Origin of the sequence: Streptomyces bugieae (assembly GCF_036352915.1) — a bacterium.
Lineage (GTDB): Bacteria > Actinomycetota > Actinomycetes > Streptomycetales > Streptomycetaceae > Streptomyces > Streptomyces endophytica.
Genome location: NZ_JAZBJP010000010.1, coordinates 185443 through 202229, shown reverse-complemented (window position 1 = coordinate 202229; position 16787 = coordinate 185443). Strand labels below are relative to the sequence as shown.

General features: G+C 74.4%; 14 protein-coding genes and 2 pseudogenes. 9 read left to right on the top strand and 7 right to left on the bottom strand.

Translation table 11 applies throughout. The features are described 5' to 3' along the window. From V2J85_RS19220 to V2J85_RS41370, 4 genes and pseudogenes are all read left to right on the top strand, one after another. Nucleotides 1-1549 (top strand): VMAP-C domain-containing protein (locus V2J85_RS19220; protein WP_330822290.1); only part of this gene is annotated, 1549 nt, incomplete at its 5' end. A 79-nt stretch (nucleotides 1550-1628) separates the two neighbouring features. After that, nucleotides 1629-2642, top strand: coding sequence for an AAA family ATPase (locus tag V2J85_RS19215; protein ID WP_261955579.1), 1014 nt, complete (start codon nucleotides 1629-1631; stop codon nucleotides 2640-2642). Then, nucleotides 2639-4150, top strand: a pseudogene (locus V2J85_RS41375) (SAV_2336 N-terminal domain-related protein); the annotation flags it as partial. The gene V2J85_RS19215 and the pseudogene V2J85_RS41375, both read left to right, overlap by 4 nt. Nucleotides 4151-4267: 117 nt before the next feature. Further along, nucleotides 4268-4825: pseudogene (locus V2J85_RS41370) on the top strand (AfsR/SARP family transcriptional regulator); the annotation flags it as partial. 1837 nt (nucleotides 4826-6662) lie between these two features. Here the strand turns inward: V2J85_RS41370 and V2J85_RS19205 are convergent. Further along, nucleotides 6663-7541 (bottom strand): alpha/beta fold hydrolase, encoded by an 879-nt coding sequence (locus tag V2J85_RS19205; protein ID WP_330822288.1) that lies wholly within the window; start codon nucleotides 7539-7541, stop codon nucleotides 6663-6665. Between the two features lie 118 nt (nucleotides 7542-7659). Between V2J85_RS19205 and V2J85_RS19200 the strand changes: the two genes are divergently transcribed. Then, nucleotides 7660-8829, top strand: coding sequence for a cysteine desulfurase family protein (locus V2J85_RS19200; protein WP_261955576.1), 1170 nt, complete (start codon nucleotides 7660-7662; stop codon nucleotides 8827-8829). Here the strand turns inward: V2J85_RS19200 and V2J85_RS19195 are convergent. Further along, nucleotides 8826-9617 carry an N-acetylmuramoyl-L-alanine amidase gene (locus V2J85_RS19195; RefSeq protein ID WP_330822287.1) on the bottom strand — a complete coding sequence of 264 codons (792 nt, stop codon included), beginning with the start codon at nucleotides 9615-9617 and terminating at the stop codon, nucleotides 8826-8828. The two genes, V2J85_RS19200 and V2J85_RS19195, sit on opposite strands and share 4 nt — an antisense overlap. A gap of 54 nt (nucleotides 9618-9671) precedes the next feature. Between V2J85_RS19195 and mnmA the strand changes: the two genes are divergently transcribed. Next, nucleotides 9672-10802 carry a tRNA 2-thiouridine(34) synthase MnmA gene (gene mnmA, locus V2J85_RS19190; RefSeq protein ID WP_261955574.1) on the top strand — a complete coding sequence of 377 codons (1131 nt, stop codon included), beginning with the start codon at nucleotides 9672-9674 and terminating at the stop codon, nucleotides 10800-10802. A 26-nt stretch (nucleotides 10803-10828) separates the two neighbouring features. On the opposite strand, the gene V2J85_RS19185 is transcribed toward mnmA, so the two are convergent. The 5 genes from V2J85_RS19185 to V2J85_RS19165 form a co-directional block, all read right to left on the bottom strand. Next, nucleotides 10829-11257 carry a type II toxin-antitoxin system VapC family toxin gene (locus tag V2J85_RS19185; RefSeq protein WP_330822286.1) on the bottom strand — a complete coding sequence of 143 codons (429 nt, stop codon included), beginning with the start codon at nucleotides 11255-11257 and terminating at the stop codon, nucleotides 10829-10831. Next, a complete protein-coding gene (locus V2J85_RS19180) occupies nucleotides 11254-11535 on the bottom strand; it encodes a hypothetical protein (protein ID WP_261955572.1) in 282 nt (93 codons plus the stop codon). Before V2J85_RS19180 ends, V2J85_RS19185 begins: the two co-directional genes overlap by 4 nt. Before the next feature lie 104 nt (nucleotides 11536-11639). Next, a complete protein-coding gene (locus V2J85_RS19175) occupies nucleotides 11640-12458 on the bottom strand; it encodes a hypothetical protein (protein WP_330822285.1) in 819 nt (272 codons plus the stop codon). Nucleotides 12459-12724: 266 nt separating this feature from the next. Continuing rightward, nucleotides 12725-12979, bottom strand: coding sequence for a DUF397 domain-containing protein (locus tag V2J85_RS19170; RefSeq protein ID WP_330822284.1), 255 nt, complete (start codon nucleotides 12977-12979; stop codon nucleotides 12725-12727). Continuing rightward, nucleotides 12976-13797 (bottom strand): helix-turn-helix domain-containing protein, encoded by an 822-nt coding sequence (locus tag V2J85_RS19165; RefSeq protein WP_261955569.1) that lies wholly within the window; start codon nucleotides 13795-13797, stop codon nucleotides 12976-12978. The genes V2J85_RS19170 and V2J85_RS19165 overlap by 4 nt, the downstream gene beginning before the upstream one ends. An 87-nt stretch (nucleotides 13798-13884) precedes the next feature. Here V2J85_RS19165 and V2J85_RS19160 point away from each other — a divergent pair, with 87 nt between their 5' ends. The 3 genes from V2J85_RS19160 to V2J85_RS19150 all read left to right on the top strand — a co-directional run bounded on the left by V2J85_RS19160 (nucleotide 13885) and on the right by V2J85_RS19150 (nucleotide 16767). After that, nucleotides 13885-14208 (top strand): hypothetical protein, encoded by a 324-nt coding sequence (locus V2J85_RS19160; RefSeq protein ID WP_261955568.1) that lies wholly within the window; start codon nucleotides 13885-13887, stop codon nucleotides 14206-14208. Between the two features lie 309 nt (nucleotides 14209-14517). Next, nucleotides 14518-15240, top strand: a complete 723-nt coding sequence (locus V2J85_RS19155) for a VC0807 family protein (protein WP_330822294.1) — start codon at nucleotides 14518-14520, stop codon at nucleotides 15238-15240. 192 nt (nucleotides 15241-15432) lie between these two features. Further along, complete coding sequence (locus tag V2J85_RS19150) at nucleotides 15433-16767, top strand: IS701 family transposase (protein ID WP_330822283.1); 1335 nt, start codon at nucleotides 15433-15435, stop codon at nucleotides 16765-16767. Nucleotides 16768-16787: the final 20 nt, after the last annotated feature.

The window sequence follows — 16787 nt, the reverse complement described above, 5'->3', positions numbered from 1 at the left end:
GTTGCCGGTGAAGACCCCGAGGCGCAGATCCGAGCCGAGGGTGACCCCGAACTCCGCGGTGCCCACCGCCCGCCGCGGCGTCCAGCAGCTGCTCACCGCGCTGGAACGGGTCCTCAAGGGCCGTGAGGCGGTGGACTGCGAGCGGCGGCTCGCCGCCCGGCTCGGCCGGGCCTCGGCGGGCCCGGCCGCCGATCTGGAGCGGCTGGTCGGTCTCGCGGTGAGCGTCCGCCGCGGCCTCCCCGAACTCCTCGACGTGGTCCGCGACCAGGAGCCCCTCGCGCCACCCGACCCGTACGACCTCCATCACCGCCCCGGCCCCTACGGCGCCCGCGAGGACTGGGAGCGGCTGCGCCGCGCGGCCCGTACGGTCCGCCCCGGCGAATACCTGACCACCCGTCAGCGCCGGGACCTGGCCGGCCTGCTGGCGCACTGCACCCGCACCGACCCCCGCGCCCTCCTCGCCCGGGTGCTGCCGCACGCCCCCGAACTCCCCGCCGTCACCGGCCTCGCCGACGCCGTCGACGCCCTGGAGGGCTTCGGCTCCACCACCGGCGCCCCGGTGCCCCCGCTGCTCCAGGGGGTGGTGCGGATCAGCGTCGAGGAGCGGGCGGCCGGCCCGTATCCGGCCGACGACCTGGACGCCTGGGTGGAGCGGGTGGCCGCCCGGTCCGGCGTCGACGAGGCCGCGATCAGCCAGTTCCGTGCCGATGTGACGGCCGCCGCGGCCCCCGCGCCGGTGACCGCGCCCGGGCCGGCGGCCACCGCCGTCCGCGGGCCTGCCCTCGCCCCGCGCGTCCAGGTGGAGCTGCTGCCGGCCCCCACCGGCCGCCGCTTCACGTACCAGATCTGGACCTTCGCCGACGGCCGGCCGCACCGGCTCGCGCTGGTCCGGGACACCGAGGCGGGCAGCGAGCAGGTGGTCGACGACATCCGCCGGGTACTGCGCACCGAGGTGCGGGAGGACCCGGAGACCGCCCTGGTGGAGTACTTCCTCCCGTGCGCCTGGCTGGGCCTCGACGTCGACGCCTGGGAATCACCGGACAGCGACGAGGACGGGCCGTTCGCCCCGGGCATCACCCGCCGCGTCGTGGTCCGCACCACCGAGCGCTCACGGGAGAGCTACGCCGGCTGGAAGCAGCGCACCGCCGCCCTGCCGCACGCCAAGCGGCTGGTCCTCGACCACCGGCACACCGACCGCAAGGTCGCCCGCGCCCAGCTGGAGGTCCACCGCGACGCCGGCACGGTGATCGTCTGCTGCCCGCCGAGCCACCACGGCACGCTGCTGCGCCAGTGCGTCCAGGCGGGCGTGCACACCGTCCTGTGGCACCGCGCCGACCACGGCGAGCACCTCGCCCAGGACCTGCTGGCCCTGGTGGACGGCGCGGACCACACCGAGGTCCCCGAGATCGTCCGGCTCGAACGGGCCAAGGCGATGGCCGAACCCGAGAGCTCCACCCACCACGGCCGCAAACTGTCCCTGCTCTACGACGCCCCGGACCACCGGCCCCCGCAACTCGCCCCCGACGCCTGGGTACTGACCCAGCCATGAGCACCCCGGAACGGCAGGCACACCCCGCGGGGCGGGAGAGCCGGGGCGCGGACGCAGCAAGGAACGAGGAGAACGCGCGGTGACCGGACAGAGCACGACAGACGGGTACGACAACCCCGCGGAGCGGCCGGAGGACTGGTGGGTCTTCCGCGGCCCCGCGGAGCTGCCCGCCCCACCGCCCTGGCGGCACCTGACCGCCACCCGCGGCACGACACCCCGCGCGCCCTACCTCCTGGAGCGCAACGAGATCTCCGTCGTCAACGCCGCCCTGCACCTGCACCGCCCGCTGCTGGTCACCGGCCGCCCCGGCGCCGGCAAGAGCTCGCTGGCCCGCGCGGTCGCCGAGGAACTGGGCCTCGGCGAGGTGCTCCGCTGGTCGGTCAACAGCCGCTCCACCCTCCAGGACGCCCTCTACCGCTACGACGCGGTGGGCCGGCTCCGCGAGGCGTCGCTGCGCCGCGAGCGCGAGGCGGCCCGCGGCTCCGCGCGCCGCCCCCGGTCCCGCCGCGCCACCGGCGCCGGCGACATCGGCCAGTACCTGCGCCTGGGCCCGCTGGGCAGCGCGCTCGCCGCCGACCGCCCCCGGGTCCTGCTCGTCGACGAGCTCGACAAGGCCGACCTCGACCTGCCCAACGACCTGCTGGTGGTGCTGGAGGAGGGCGAGTTCGAGATCCCGGAGCTGGCCCGGCTGCCCGAGCACCAGCAGGAGGTGCAGGTCCGCCTGAGCGGGAGCCGGGAGCGGGTGACGGTCCGGCGCGGGGTGGTGCGCTGCGCCCACTTCCCGATCGTCATCATGACCAGCAACGGCGAACGGGACTTCCCGCCGGCCTTCATGCGCCGCTGCGTACGGCTCGACCTGCCCGAACCGACCGGCGACCGGCTGCGGAAGATCATCGAACACAACCTGGGCGAGGAGGCCGTCGCCGCCGCCGAGGACCTCATCGAGGTCTTCCACCAGCGCGCGAAGACCCAGACCCTGGCCACCGACCAGCTGCTGGCCGCGGTCCATCTGCGGATCAGCGGCGCCGACCTCGGCAAGGAAGAGCTGCTCGCCGCCGTCCTGCACCGCCTCGACGAACCGCTGTCGCCATGATGGACCGACTGCGCCGGGCGCTGGCGGCCGCCGGGTACGACCTCGCGGCCACCGAACTCCTCGACGTGCTGTGGCTGGCACGGGCGATGGAGGGGGAGGGGCGTGCGGCGAACGGGCCGCAGCGGGGCGAGCCGGGGGATCCGGAGCGGGCGGCCGGGGAGCCGGGGGCCGTTGACGAGGATGCCGGCGAGGCCGCCGGGGGTGACGAGGCCGACGAAGCGGCCGGCGGCGCCCGGACCGCGGCGGGTACCACCGCCCCGGAGCGGCCCGCCGGGCCCGCGGACCCTGACGGCCCTGCCGAGCACGCCGACCCGCTCGCCCCCTCCGATCCGCCCCGCCGCGCCCTCTACGCCATGGGCAGCCAGGGCGGCGGGCCGGACGGCGGGCGGGCCCGGCCCGCGCGGGTGCCCGGCGGGCGGGCGCTGCCCGACGCCCGCCAACTGGGCGGTGCGCTGCGCCCGTTGCGGCGGACCCGTGCGCACCCGCACCGGACGGTCCCCGACGTGGAGGCGACCGTCCGGCTCACCGCCGAGACCGGCTTCCTCGACGTCGTCTCCCGGCCCGACCGGGAACGGCACTGGTCGGCCGAGCTGTGGGTGGACACCTCCGCGGCCATGCAGGTGTGGGGCTCGCTCGCCGCCGAGCTGCGGACGCTGCTCGTCCGGAGCGCGGTGTTCCGTTCCGTTCGGGTACGGGCGATCGACCCCCGCGGCCCGCTGCCCTGCCGCCGCTCCGGGGGCACGACGGTCACCTTCGTCCTCACCGACGGTACGGACCCGGGCTGGCGCGGACCGCAGGCCGTACCGGCCCTGACCGCGTGCGGACGGGGCGGACCGGTGGCCGTGATCAACCCCCTCCCGCGCCGGCTGTGGCGCGGTACGGCCCTCGACGCCCGCCCCCAACTCCTCTCGGCGCCGGGCGAGTTCGATCCGCCCGGACGGCTGGTGGTGTGCGACCCGCTCAGCGGTGAGCGCGACCCGGAGGCGGCGGGGCTGTTCGCGCTGCCCGTGCTGCACCCCACCGCGTCCGCACTGGAGCAGTGGGTCGGACTGCTCACCCGCCCCGGGGTGCCGCACCTGATCGACACCGCCCTGCTGGCCGGGACGCCGCAGCCCGCCCCGCCGGCCCCGCCTCACGGCAGCGCCGAGGACCTGCTCACCCACTTCCGCGGCGCGTTCTCCCCGGAGGCCTACCGCCTCGCCGTCCGCCTCTCCGCGATCCGTCCGCTGACCACGCCGCTGATGCAGCTGGTGCGGGCGGCCACGATGCGCGACGCGAGCCCCACCCATGTCGCGGAGATCCTGCTCGGCGGCCTGCTGGAGCGCACGGACCGGACCGCGGACGCGACCGCCGTCCGGGCCCTGGACCGGGCCCTGGGCGCGCCCCCGCCGGGCCGGCCGGCCCAGCCGGTCTACGACTTCCGGCCGGGCGTGCGCGAGCTGCTGTTCAGCGGGCTCGGCACCGAACAGGCCGTGGAGGTCGTCGAGGCCGTCGGCCGCTCCCTGGAGCCGTACATGGGACGGCTGCCGGACTTCCCCGTGCTGATGGGCGACGACGAGGGCGAGCTGCGACTGGACGCCTCGGCGCGCGCGTTCGCCGTCCTCGCCAGCCCGGTGCTGGAGCGGATGGGCGGCGCGGTGCCGGGCCCGCGCACCGGCCGCCGCCCGGAGCCGCTCCGCGCGGTGCTGCCCGCCCCGCCGCCCGCGGAACTGCGCTTCACGGTCCTGGGACCGGTACGGGCCCGGCGCGGGGAGACCCCCCTCGCGCTCGGTTCCCCGCAGCAGCGCGCCCTGCTCGCCGCGCTGCTGCTCCGCCGGGGACGCCGGGCCACCGCGTCCGAACTCGTCACCGACCTCTGGGGGGACGAGCCCCCGTCCGCCGCGCGGGCCGCGCTGCGCACGTACGCCGCGCGGCTGCGCCGGGCGCTCGGCGAGGACGGAGAGCTCCTCGTCGGCGAGCGCGATGGCTATGCGCTGCGCGGCCCCGACGGCGGCCCGCCCGCCCTCGACCTCGACGAGGCCGAGCGGCTGATCGCGCGGGCGCGCGCCGCCCGGGACCCGGAGGAGGCCCGCCGACTGCGCGACGCCGCACTGGAGTTGTGGGACGGCGAACCGCTCGCCGGGGTGCCCGGGCCGTACGCGGCGGCCCAGCGGGTCCGGCTCGCGCGGTGGTGGAGCGAGCTCCTGGCGGAGACGTACCCCCCGGAGGCGGCCGCGCCCGTGGCCGGGACTCCTTCCGGGACGTCGCCGGGGCAGCCCGCGCTCCGGATGCTCGACGACCGGCTCACCCCGGACGCGCGCCGGGCCCTGCGGCTGCTCGCCGTACCGGAGGGACCGGACCTCTCGGCCGGTGCCGCGGCGGCCCTGCTCGACGCCCCGGAGGAACGCGGCCGGGAGCTGCGGGAGGAGCTGCTGACGGCCGGCGCGCTGAGGGAGACGGCCCCCGGCCGTTACGGTCACGCGGGCCAACTACGCCCACTCGTACGCGAGTTGAGGTCGGAGCTGTCCGAGGAGGAGCGTACCCGGGCGCTCTCCCGGCTGCTGACCTGGTACGTGGCCCTGGGGCGGCAGGTGCACGCTCTTTGCCACCCCGGCGAGCGGATGCCGCAGGACCTCGTCCGTGCCTCGGCGGCCGGTCTGCCGGACCTCCCGGACGCCGCCCGCGCCCTGGAGGTGTGGACCGAGGAGACACCGCCGGCGCTCGCGCTCGTCCGGCAGGCCGTGGCGGACGCCCCGAAGCTGGTCCGGAGCGCCGCCGATCTGCTGCTGCTCGCGCAGGTGACGGCGGATTGCGGGGCACACGCCGCCGCGTTCGAACCGGCCGCGGCCGCGGTGGCGGCCCGGGCGGCCATGGGCGGCGACGCCCGCGCCGAGGCCCGGGCCCGGGTCGCGCTCGCCGAGTGCGCGGCCGCCGTCGGGCGGTTCGCCCGCGCCGAACGGGAGGCCCGGGAGGCGGTACGCCTCGCCCGGGCGGCGAACGACCCCCTCGCGCTGTTCCGCGCCCCGCTGGCGGCCGGGATGATCGCCCTCCACCAACGCCGGCACGACGACGCCGAGCGGCACCTCACCGCGGCCTGGGAGCGCTGCCGCGGCCGGGGCGACCGGCTGGGCGAGGCCAGCGTGCTCGGCGCGCTCGCCCGGGTCTGGGCGGCGACCGGCAGCAGCGACGCCGTCCTGTTCGCCGAGCGCGGCGTGGGCCTGCACCGCACCTCCGGCGACGGCTCCCCGGGCCTCGCGCACGCCCGGTACGCCCTGGCCGAGGCGCTGTCGGCGGCCGGCCGGCACGCCGATGCGCTGCGCGAACTCTTCCAGGCGCTGCCGCTTTTCGAGGAGGGCCGCCAGCGCCTGTGGGCGGGCCGCACCCGTGGCCGGATGGCCGCGGAGATGGTCGCGCTGATCCGGCCCGGCGACGCGGTGGCCGCGGCGCAGGACGCCGCCGGGCGGCTGCTGGTGCCGGGCGGTGAGCGCTGGCGCGCCGACGCGCTGACCGTGCTGGGGCAGGCCGAGACCGCGCTGGGCCGCAGGCGGAGCGCCCAGGGGCACTGGCGCGAAGCGCTCGCCGTCTACGAGGAGTTCGGCGCCCCGGAGGCCGCCGAGGTGCGCGCCTTGGTGGGGGAGAGGGCGTCCGTGGCGGTGCGGCCGGGGGCGGGCGGGGCGCGTGCCGCGGCCGTGTCGCGCACCGCGGACGCCGCGAGCACCGGCACGGCCCTGCGCGAGCTGACCGCGGCCGTCCGCACCCTCCGCGACCAGCTCCGGCTCCAGGTCGCCGACGGTGGCCGGGCGGAGCCGGGCCACGGCGATCCGGCCGGTTCCTCCGGGGGCCGGGGCCTCGAAGCGCTCGCATCGCTTGAAGCGCTGGAAGCGGAACTCGCGGGTCATATCGCCGACTTCGAACGGACGAGCCGGGTGCGGCGGGCCGAGCTCAGCCGGCTGCGCGCCGAGCTGGAGTCGGCGATGTCCGCCGCGGCACCGGGGGAGCGGGGTGCCGGCGCGGCCGACGCGGCCGGCGTGGTCCGCGACCTCAGCCGCCGTCTCGCGCCGTAGCCGGGCCGCCCGGACGCAGGAAGTCCGCCAGCGCCGCGGTGAGTTCCGCGGGCGCGTCCTCCTGGACGAGATGGCCCGCGCCCTCGATGAGGTGCAGCCGCGCGCCGGGGATGCGGGCCGCCAGCTCCTGTCCCTTCGCGGCCGGGATCCAGGTGTCCTCGGCGCCCCAGCAGATCAGCGTCGGCAGGTCGAGTTCGCCGTAACGGTCCTGGATCTCGTCGGTGAACCGCTGGTCGTTCTGCTGGATCTGCCGGTAGAACGCCGGCTGCCCGGCGTCCGTGCACCACGGCTCCACCAGCCGGTCGAGGACCTCCGGACGCAGGCCCGGACGGCTCGCGGAGGAGACGTACGCCCGCACCAGCGCCCGGTGCAGCTCCGACGGCAGCTGTCCGAAGACGCCGGGGTGGGCGCCCAGCAGGCGGTAGGTGGGGGAGCCCCAGGGAGCCAGTGCCACGGGGTCGACGAGCGCCAGCCGGGCGTACCGCGCACCGTGCAGCAGATGGGCCCGCAGCGCGACGCAGCCGCCGAAGTCATGGGCGACCACGGCCGGCCGGGACGCCTCCCGGTCCAGCTCCCAGTGCGCCAGCAGCTCGCCGAACACCCGGGCCTGCGCGGCGAGCGAGACGTCCTGGCCGTCCCGCTGCGTGGAGGCGCCGTAGCCGGGCATGTCCCAGACGAACACCCGGTGGTGCGCGGCGAGCGCCCGCGCGATGCCGCGCCAGACGTACGACGAGAACGGCGTGCCGTGCAGCAGCACCACCGGCGGCGCGCCGGCTGACCGCTCCCCGAGGGCGGCCCAGCGCACCTCGTCCCCCGACGCCGTGCGGAACGTACGATCCAGCAGCCAGTGTGTCATGACCGTAAGGGTATTTACTCCTTACGGGAGTGTCGAGGGGAGGGGCGAGCCCGGTGGCGGGGCATGCACCCCAGCGCCGGGCGTGCGCCCCGGGGGCGCCTCGTAGAATCGGGGCACCATGGTTTACCTCGACCACGCCGCCACCACCCCGATGCTCCCGGAGGCGGTGCAGGCGATGACCGCCCAGCTGACCGTCACGGGGAACGCGTCCTCGCTGCACGCCGACGGCCGGCGGGCCCGCCGCACCGTTGAGGAGGCGCGGGAATCCCTCGCCTCCTCGCTCGGCGCACGTCCGAGTGAGATCGTCTTCACGGCGGGCGGCACCGAGGCCGACAACCTCGCGGTCAAGGGCCTGTACTGGTCCCGCCGGGCGGCCGACCCGGCCCGCGACCGGGTGCTCGCCAGCCCCGTGGAGCACCACGCCGTCCTCGATGCCGTGGAGTGGCTCGCCGAGCAGGAGGGCGCCCGCGTCGAGTGGCTGCCGGTCGACACATACGGCCGGGTGCACGCCGAGGCGCTGCGCGAGGCGATCGTCCGCAACCCCGCCGATGTCGCGCTGGCCACCGTCATGTGGGCCAACAACGAGATCGGCACCATCCAGCCGGTCCGTGAACTCGCCGAGGTGGCAAGGGAGTTCGAGATCCCGCTGCACGCCGACGCGGTGCAGGCGGTGGGCCAGCTGGAGGTCGACTTCGCCGCCTCCGGACTGGCCGCGATGACGGTCTCCGGGCACAAGATCGGCGGCCCGTACGGCATCGGCGCGCTGCTGCTGGGCCGCGAGTACGCCCCGGTGCCGGTGCTGCACGGCGGCGGCCAGGAGCGGCACGTGCGCTCCGGCACCCTCGACACCCCCGCCATCGCGGCCTTCGCCGCCGCCGCCCGGCACGCCGTGGCGCACCGCGCGGACTTCGCCCGGGACATCGGCGCGCTGCGCGACGACCTGGTCAAGGCGGTGCGGGCGGCCGCCCCGGACGCCGTCCTCGGCGGCGACCCGGACCCGGCCGGCCGGCTGCCGGCCAACGCGCACTTCTCCTTCCCCGGCTGCGAGGGCGACTCCCTGCTGCTCCTCCTGGACGCCCAGGGCATCGCCTGCTCCACGGGCTCCGCCTGCACCGCCGGCGTCGCCCAGCCCAGCCACGTCCTGCTGGCCACGGGCATGTCCCCCGACCTGGCGCGCGGCACGCTGCGCTTCTCCCTGGGACACACCTCCACCGCGGAGGACGTGGCGGCGCTGGCACAGGCCATCGGCCCGGTGGTCGAACGCGCCCGGAGCGCGGGGCTGAGCTAAGGGTGTCCCGTCCGGGCGGGTTCCGGCCTCGGCCCGGCCGCCCGGACGAGGCGTAGATAGCGGTCCCAGTCCCAGTGCGGGCCGGGGTCGGTGTGGTCCGTGCCCGGCACCTCCACATGGCCGACGATGTGCTCACGGTCGGCCGGGAAGCCGTAGCGGCGGCAGATGTCGGCGGTCAGCCGGGCCGAGGACTCGTACATGGCGTCGGTGAAGCCCTCCGGGCGGTCGACGAAGCCCTCGTGCTCGATGCCGATGCTCCGCTCGTTGAAGCCGCGGTTCCCGGCGTGGAACGCCACGTCCAGCTCCCGCACCATCTGGGCGATGTGCCCGTCCTTGCGGACGACGTAGTGGGCCGCCGCCTCGTGGTCGGCGTTGCGGAACACCCGCAGCGCGGTGGCGTAGCTGCCCTGGACGACGTGGATGACCACCCGGTCGACGGGGTAGTCGGCGGGCCGGTCCGCCCGACGGTAGTTCGCCCCGGACGCCGCCACCCACTGGGCGCCCCGGTGGTCGACCTCACCGGCCCGCCGCGGCAGGTCGTTCCCCGGCAGCTGCCACCACCAGTGCCGCAGCTCGTCCCACCCGGTCGCCACCACGGCCCCGGCGGCCACCGCCCCGCCGCCCGCCAGCCACAGCGCCCGCCGCCGGGTGACCCCCGCCGCGCCGCCCCGCCGCCCGGCCTGTGGCCCCGTCTGCGCCCCGTCCAGCCGTTCTGCGGCCTCGTCCTGCTCTCCTGCAGCCTCGTCCCGCTGCTCCGCGGCCGGCTCCCCGACCCTGCTCTTCCCCATGCGCTGCTTAACGCTTTCCGGACTGTCAGCGGTTCCGTCTACTCTGGACTGGCTATGACTGATGACGCCCCCCGCCGCCTCCGCGTACTCGCCGCCATGTCCGGCGGTGTCGACTCCGCCGTCGCCGCCGCCCGCGCCGCCGAGGCCGGCCACGACGTGACCGGTGTGCATCTCGCCCTCTCCGAGAACCCGAAGTCCTTCCGCACCGGCGCCCGCGGGTGCTGCACGATCGAGGACTCGCACGACGCCCGCCGCGCCGCCGACGTCATCGGCATCCCCTTCTACGTCTGGGACCTCGCCGAGCGGTTCCGCGAGGACGTCGTCGACGACTTCATCGCGGAGTACGAGGCCGGACGGACCCCGAACCCCTGCCTGCGCTGCAACGAGAAGATCAAGTTCGCCGCGCTGCTGGACAAGGCGCTGGCCCTCGGCTTCGACGCGGTGTGCACCGGCCACTACGCCACGGTCGTGGTGCGGCCGGACGGCAGCCGTGAGCTGCACCGCGCCTCCGACATGGCCAAGGACCAGTCCTACGTCCTCGGCGTCCTCGACGACCGCCAGCTGGCGCACGCCCTGTTCCCGCTCGGCGACACCGAGACGACCAAGGCGGAGATCCGCGAGGAGGCCGCCCGGCGCGGACTGTTCGTCGCCAAGAAGCCGGACAGCCACGACATCTGCTTCATCGCCGACGGCGACACCCAGGGCTTCCTCGCCAAGCGCCTCGGCACGGCCCCCGGCGACATCGTCGACGAGGCCGGCAACCGCCTCGGCAGCCACGAGGGCGCGTACGGCTTCACGATCGGCCAGCGCAAGGGCCTGCGGATCGGCCACCCGGCCCCGGACGGCAAGCCGCGCTACGTCCTCGACATCTCCCCGGTCGACAACACCGTCACGGTCGGCCCCGTCGAGTCCCTCGACGTCACCGGTCTCACCGCGATCCGCCCCCGCTGGTGCGGCCGCCCGCCGACGGCCGGCCCCGCCACGTACACCGCGCAGCTGCGCGCCCACGGCGGCGAGACCGAGGTCACCGCGGAGCTGGTCGACGGCACCGAGCTGCGGGTGACCTTCACCGAGCCGGTCCGCGGCGTCGCCCCCGGCCAGGCCATCGTCCTCTACGACGGCACCCGGGTCGTCGGCTCGGCCACGATCGCGACCACGGAGCGGCGGGCGCGGGCGGGGGCGTAACCGGGGGGCTGAGCGGCCTATGCGGCCTATGCGGCCTGCTCCCAAGGATTGACCACGGTGGCTCCGGTGCGCTCGAAGTGCTTGGCGTTCCGGGGGGCCACGACCCAGTCGTTGGCGATTGCCGTCGCAGCGATCAGGGCGTCGGCTGGATCAATGTTCGTGCCGGCCGCCTTGAGCCGGCGGTGCAGCTTGACGTAAGCGATCGCCCCCGGCTCGTCGATCGGGGCAATGCGGTCCTGGTACTCCTGACGCAAATCATCCAATGCTTGGGCGTAGTGTGCGCGGCGCTTGCTGTCGGGCGCGGCGGCAATACCTGCCTCGATCTCGCCGATGGTGATGACGCTGAGGTACATGTTGCCGGACGGGAGGGACTTCGCCCACGAAACAACCTCAGGGGCAGGCCTGGGCCTGACGGAGATTTCGGAGATGACGTTGGTGTCGAGGAGGTAGATCACTTGCTGTCATCCTGCTCGTCGTAGGATCGCTCGCCGAATTCCAGCCCCTCGAATGGAGTCGAGAGCAGGAAGTCCAAGAATCCGTCGTTCCCCAGCTTCGCCCAGCGGGTGAGCATCGAGGGGAGGTCGTCAATGTCGGTCTCGGCGAGTTCGGCGTCGAAGTGACGCAGCTGATCCTCGGGCAGCGAATCCCGGATCTCGCGAATGGTGCGCAGCGGATGTGTGGGCTTGCGGGCAGCGGTGGAGTGCTGCTCGTCCTCGGGGGGTGAAGACGTCATGGGCGCCTCCCTCTTCGCAAGTGCGGAACTCATCCTGTCCTTGTCCTTTCAGGCTACGGCCTTGGCCGCTCATGTGGGTTGGTGATGGTCGGCGGGTGGCCCGTTCAGGCGGCTTGTCGCGCCTCGGCCGGGGCACGGCAGCCGCGGCAGCGCCCGGGCCGGTCGGCGCGGAAGGCGTGGTCGCAGCCGTCGCAGTTCTGGAGGGGGACGACCGGTGGGCGTGACCGGTCGGGGTGTGGGGGTGGGCCCGTACGGGCCGGTGGCCGCAGGGCGGCGAGCCGGTGGGCGAGGAGACGGGCCGGGCGGCGGTTGAGGCGTGCGGGGAGGCCGCTGGTCAGGGCTTCGGTGATCTCCTGTGGGGCCGCCCCGCGATCGAGCCAGTCCGTGACGGCCGGGGCGAGCGCCGTGATCTCCCGCTCGGAGAGGAGGAGGCGGCGGTCGCGGTGGGGGAGGCGAGTGAGGAGGTCGGTGGCCTCGGGGGCGGCTTCCGGCATCGGCTGCGGGGGCTCGGCGGGCTCCGGTACGGGGTGCGGCCCGCCCTCCGTCTCCTGGTCGTTCGTCGGCTCCTCCGGCGCCGCGCCCGGCAGGTCGTACGTGAAGGTCCGCGTGATGATCCGGCCGCCCGGCCCGCGCTCGATACGGCGCTCCAGCCAGCCCTCGTCCTCCAGCTCGCGTAATGCGTCGGCGATGGCTTTCTTGCCCTCGGCGAAGTGCGTACAGAGGGCGGCGATGGTGATGGGCGCGCCATCGGGGAGGGACAAGATGTACGCGGCGACGCCGACCGTGACCGCGCTACCGGCGCGCTGCGCAAGGCGGTTGGCGAGGACGGTGAAGTGGGACGTCTGGCGCGTACGGATGTGGATGACGCCGCTGGAAGGGCATGAGGGCGCGGGTGTGGGCGCGTTAGACTGCGCTGAAGTCATCGGGAAGCCGTTTCTTCCTTGTGATCAGGCCCTCGGGTTGGGATTGCCGTCCCGCCGAGGGCCGTTTCCATGTGGAGTTGTGGGGTTGTGCGGCGAGCGTAACCGCATTCCGGACGCCTTCGCGCTCAAGTCACCCAATGGGGTGAGGAGTTGGGCGGCGAGGGCGGCGGTGGGTGGGTGGGGTTCTCTCCCCGGGTTCTTTGGTAGTCGGCCGGGTCACCGGCGGCCGGTGGGGCGGAGCCTGGTGCCGCCCCACCGGTGTCCGCTCAGACGGCTTCCGGTGCGACCTGCGCGTACGCGAGGAAGGACGCCCAGGCGGCGGGGGTGACGGTGAGGTGGGGGAGCGCGGTGTCCTTGGAGTCGCGGATGTGGATGGTGTGGGGGCAGGTGGCGACCTCTATGCAGGCTTCGCCCTGTCCGCCGCTGTGACTCGACTTCCGCCAGGCGACGGCGACTTCGATGCAGGCTTCGCCGGTGCCACCGCTGTAGCTGCTCTTGAACCAAGCCAGTTCGGTGTTCATGCTCGTGCGTCTCCTGTCAGCAGACGGTGAATGAGGTCTCGCGACGCCTCGGCATCGAGGGCCTGAGAACGGAGTGTGCCGTACACATGACTCATTACGCTGACATCGTCCGGCTCCGTAAGGAAGTAGCTACCGCGGTGACCTTCGACGTAACCGATCGTGTGATGGTCCGGTGTTTCCAGCAGCGTCATCGGACCATCCATCCCCGCGTGGGTCTCCCGGGCGAGCGGCATGACCTGGAGTTGAATGTTGTGCAGCTCGGACAGCTTGAGGAGGTTCCTCAACTCTCCTTCCCAGACGGCCGGTCCGCCGATCTTTCGCTGGAGCACCGGCTCCTCCAGGACGAACGTCATACGGCAGGCCGGCTTACGGGTCAGCAGGGACTGCGTTGCCAGGCGAGCCTGTACGGACCGCTCGATCTCCTCGTCCTCCATGCTCGGGCGTACGCTCCGGAACACCGCCCGCGCATAATCCTCCGTCTGCAACAGTCCGTGCAGGAAGTGCGTCGAGTAGACATGCAGCGCCAGCGCCTCCGCCTGGAGGTTCACGTACTCCTCCGCCCACGCCGGGTGATGCTTTTCCGCGACGTCGGGGATCAGTACGCGCAGCACGCCGTTCGCGCCGAGCGCCTGGTCCACCGCGTCGACGTAACCCGGCTTCGGTGGTCGCTCGCCGCGTTCGACCATCGCGATGAGGGACTCGGAGTACGGGATGAGGCCGGCCAGCTCACGGCGTGTCATCTCGCGTTGTTCCCGCAGGAAGCGGGACTGCTTCCCGAAGATCCTGAGGGTGACGGGGGGTTCGTCGTTGTGGGGCATCGCACACCTCGCACAGTTGCCGCGTGGTGACGCACAGTCGCGCCGTTCCTGTGGCCAGGCTAGATGCGCGCGCAGATGCTTGTCCGCATGATGAACGAACCACCAGGATCCGAACTTTCCGAGCGTTCGGGTCTGTCCGATGCTGCCGAGGGCGACGGCCCACGGATGAGGCTGCTGCCCTGGACCACGCCGGACGACCGGTCCTGTTTCCTGATCACCGACGGTGCGGGCGGACCGGTGTCCGACCTCGCCGACAGCATCGAGGAGATGCAGCTGGACATCGGCGAGGAGCTGCTGCGCCATGCGCGGGCGATGCATGCCGATCCGAAGGTGCCGGACCGTGAGTTCCGTTATCTTTCGCGGCGGCTTGCCGAGGCGCTGGGCGATGCGCTGCGCGTCGCCCGCAACTGACCGCGGCACGCTCCGGGTACGGCGCCGGGCCTCGACGTGGACGTCAACCGAGGCCGGTCCGGCGGGGTGGGCCTTCCCGCACTGACAAATGTCACGGTGAAGGCGGGACAGACGGGGCTGTCGGCCGGGTGGGGCCGTGCGGGAAGCTGAGGGCGTCGCGGAGGACGGTGACGCCGAGGTCGGCACCGGGGGCCGCCGTCAGTTGGTCACCGTCACAACTTGGGGGAGAAAGCCGTGAGTTCGAAGCAGTACGTCGCCGAGGGCAAGCCGGGGGAACCGGGCACGTCGGGGGAGCCGGGCAAGCGGGAGATGTCGGGGAAGGACGTGCTGCGGAGCTTCGTTCCGCTGATCGTGGACGCGGGGATCCCGATCGCCTCGTACTACGTCCTCAAGGACGGCTTCGGGCTCAGCACGGTGGCGGCGCTGGGCTGGAGCAGTGTGGTGCCGGCGCTGCGGACCGTGTGGGACCTGGTCGCCAGCCGCCGGGTCAACGGCCTGGCGCTGCTGATCCTCGTGGTGAACGTGGTCGGGCTGGCGATGACCGCGGTGGCCGGTGACGCGCGGCTGATGATGGCCAAGGACAGCGCGGTGAGCAGCACCATCGGGATCGTGATCCTGCTGTCCGTGCGGACGAAGCGGCCGCTGATGACGGCCGGTCTCAAGCCCTTCGTGACGAAGGGCAGCGCGGCCGGGGATGCCGCCTGGGACCGGCTGCTGGCGGAATCCGCGGCGTTCCGGCGGGCCGAGCGGCGGTTCTCGGTGATCTGGGGGGCCACGCTGCTGACCGAGTGCGTCCTGAAGGTGATCGGGGCGTACACCCTGCCTGTGGAGACGATGGTCTGGCTGGGCACCGTCATGACGGTCGTGGCCATCCTGGTGGCGATGTTCCTGGCCGGCGGCAGCTGTGCCGACCCGATGGAGAAGATGGTCGCGGCCGAGGTCGCGCGCACGGCGGAGGGGGACCGACCGGGGGACGGGTCCGGGCCGGGCGCGGTCGCCGCGGGGGCGGAGCCGGTGGGGGCCGGAGGCTGACGTTCCGGGCGACGCGGGGGAAGGGTGGTGACGCGGTCACCACCCTTCTTCTGTGGAAAACGCGCTGGCCAGCGACGTTGTCGGTGGTCCGGTAGGCACGAGGAGGGCGAAGGTGTGTGCCGGGCACACCTGGGCGCCGGGGGAAGCGGGACCGCAGGGTGGACTCCACGAACCGGATGAAGGGGGAGTCCGATGGGAGCCCGGTCCACCGTCCTTGCCCGAGCGGGCGAGGCGCCCGAAGCCACCACGTACGCGAGCCAGACGTCCACGCGCGCCGTCGAGGCGTCCGCACCCGAGACCCGTATCACCCGTACCGCCGGCCCGGCGGAGCCGGCAGCGGCCGTCGCCGCCGTGGTCGACGCCGTCGCGTTCGGCCGCGGCCGTGCGCGACGGGCGGCCCGTTCCGTCTACGCACCGCCCGAGCGGGCGTCGGACGCGCTGGTCGACGAGCTGGGCGGGATGCTCTTCGCCTCGCTGGCCCGAAGTGACCAGCGGCGCAAGGGCGAACAGTACCTGCGCGGCCTGCTGTCCGCGCAGGGCCGCAAGTCGATCCGCAACATCGCCTCCTTCGTCGGCGGCCGCACCGCCGAGCAGAGCCTGCACCACTTCATCAGCTCGTCCACCTGGCACTGGCGGCCGATGCGCGCGGCGCTGGCCCGCTACGTCGAGCAGGTGCTGCGCCCGGAGGCCTGGGTGGTGCGGCCGATCGTCATCCCCAAGGCCGGGCACCACTCCGTCGGCGTCGAGCGGCGCTACATCCCCTGGCTCGGCCAGGTCGTCAACGGCCAGCAGGCGCTGGGGGCCTGGGCCGCCACCGCGCACGCCGCCGTCCCGGTCGACTGGCAGTTGCTCGGGTCCGGTGACCAGGACGGCGGCGCACCGGACGAGCGGCTCGCGGCGACCCCGGTGGGAGCCGCCGCGGCAACGGTCACCGGGATCGGCGGCGGATGGGGCGTCAGTGCCCGGCCGGTCGTCCTGGACCTGCCCGGCGCCGAACTCCCCGAGGCTGTCCAGCGGTTCGCGGAGACCGGGCTGCCGCTGGTGGCCGTCGCCTCCGGGACCACCCGGGTCGTGCCGGCCGATCCGGCGCTGCCGGGCCTGGGCGGCCGGGAGTTCTCCGCCCAGCAGCTGCTGCACATGGTCCGCACCCTGCGCCGGCCGGTCGACTGGTACGACCCGCTGGCCGGGGCGGTGCGCCGCACCCAGGTCGCCGGCGTCCGGGTGCAGCTCGCCGGGGTGCCGGGGAACCGGCCGTTCCTGCTGGCCGGCGAGTGGGACGCGGCGCGCGGCTGGCCCGGCCACTACTGGCTGAGCGATCTGCGCGGGGCCACCCCCGGCCGGGTGCTGCGACTGGGCAAACTGGCGCTGCGGGTGGACCGGGACGTCGTCGAAGTCTCCTCGCAGGTGGGCCTGATGGACTTCGAGGGCCGGTCGTACGAGGGCTGGCACCGGCACACCACGCTGGCCTCGGCCGCGCACGCGGTCCGCATCCTGGGTGGTGTGGAGAGCGTGCAGCGGGCCGGGTGAGCGGCGATCCGGTCCCGGCC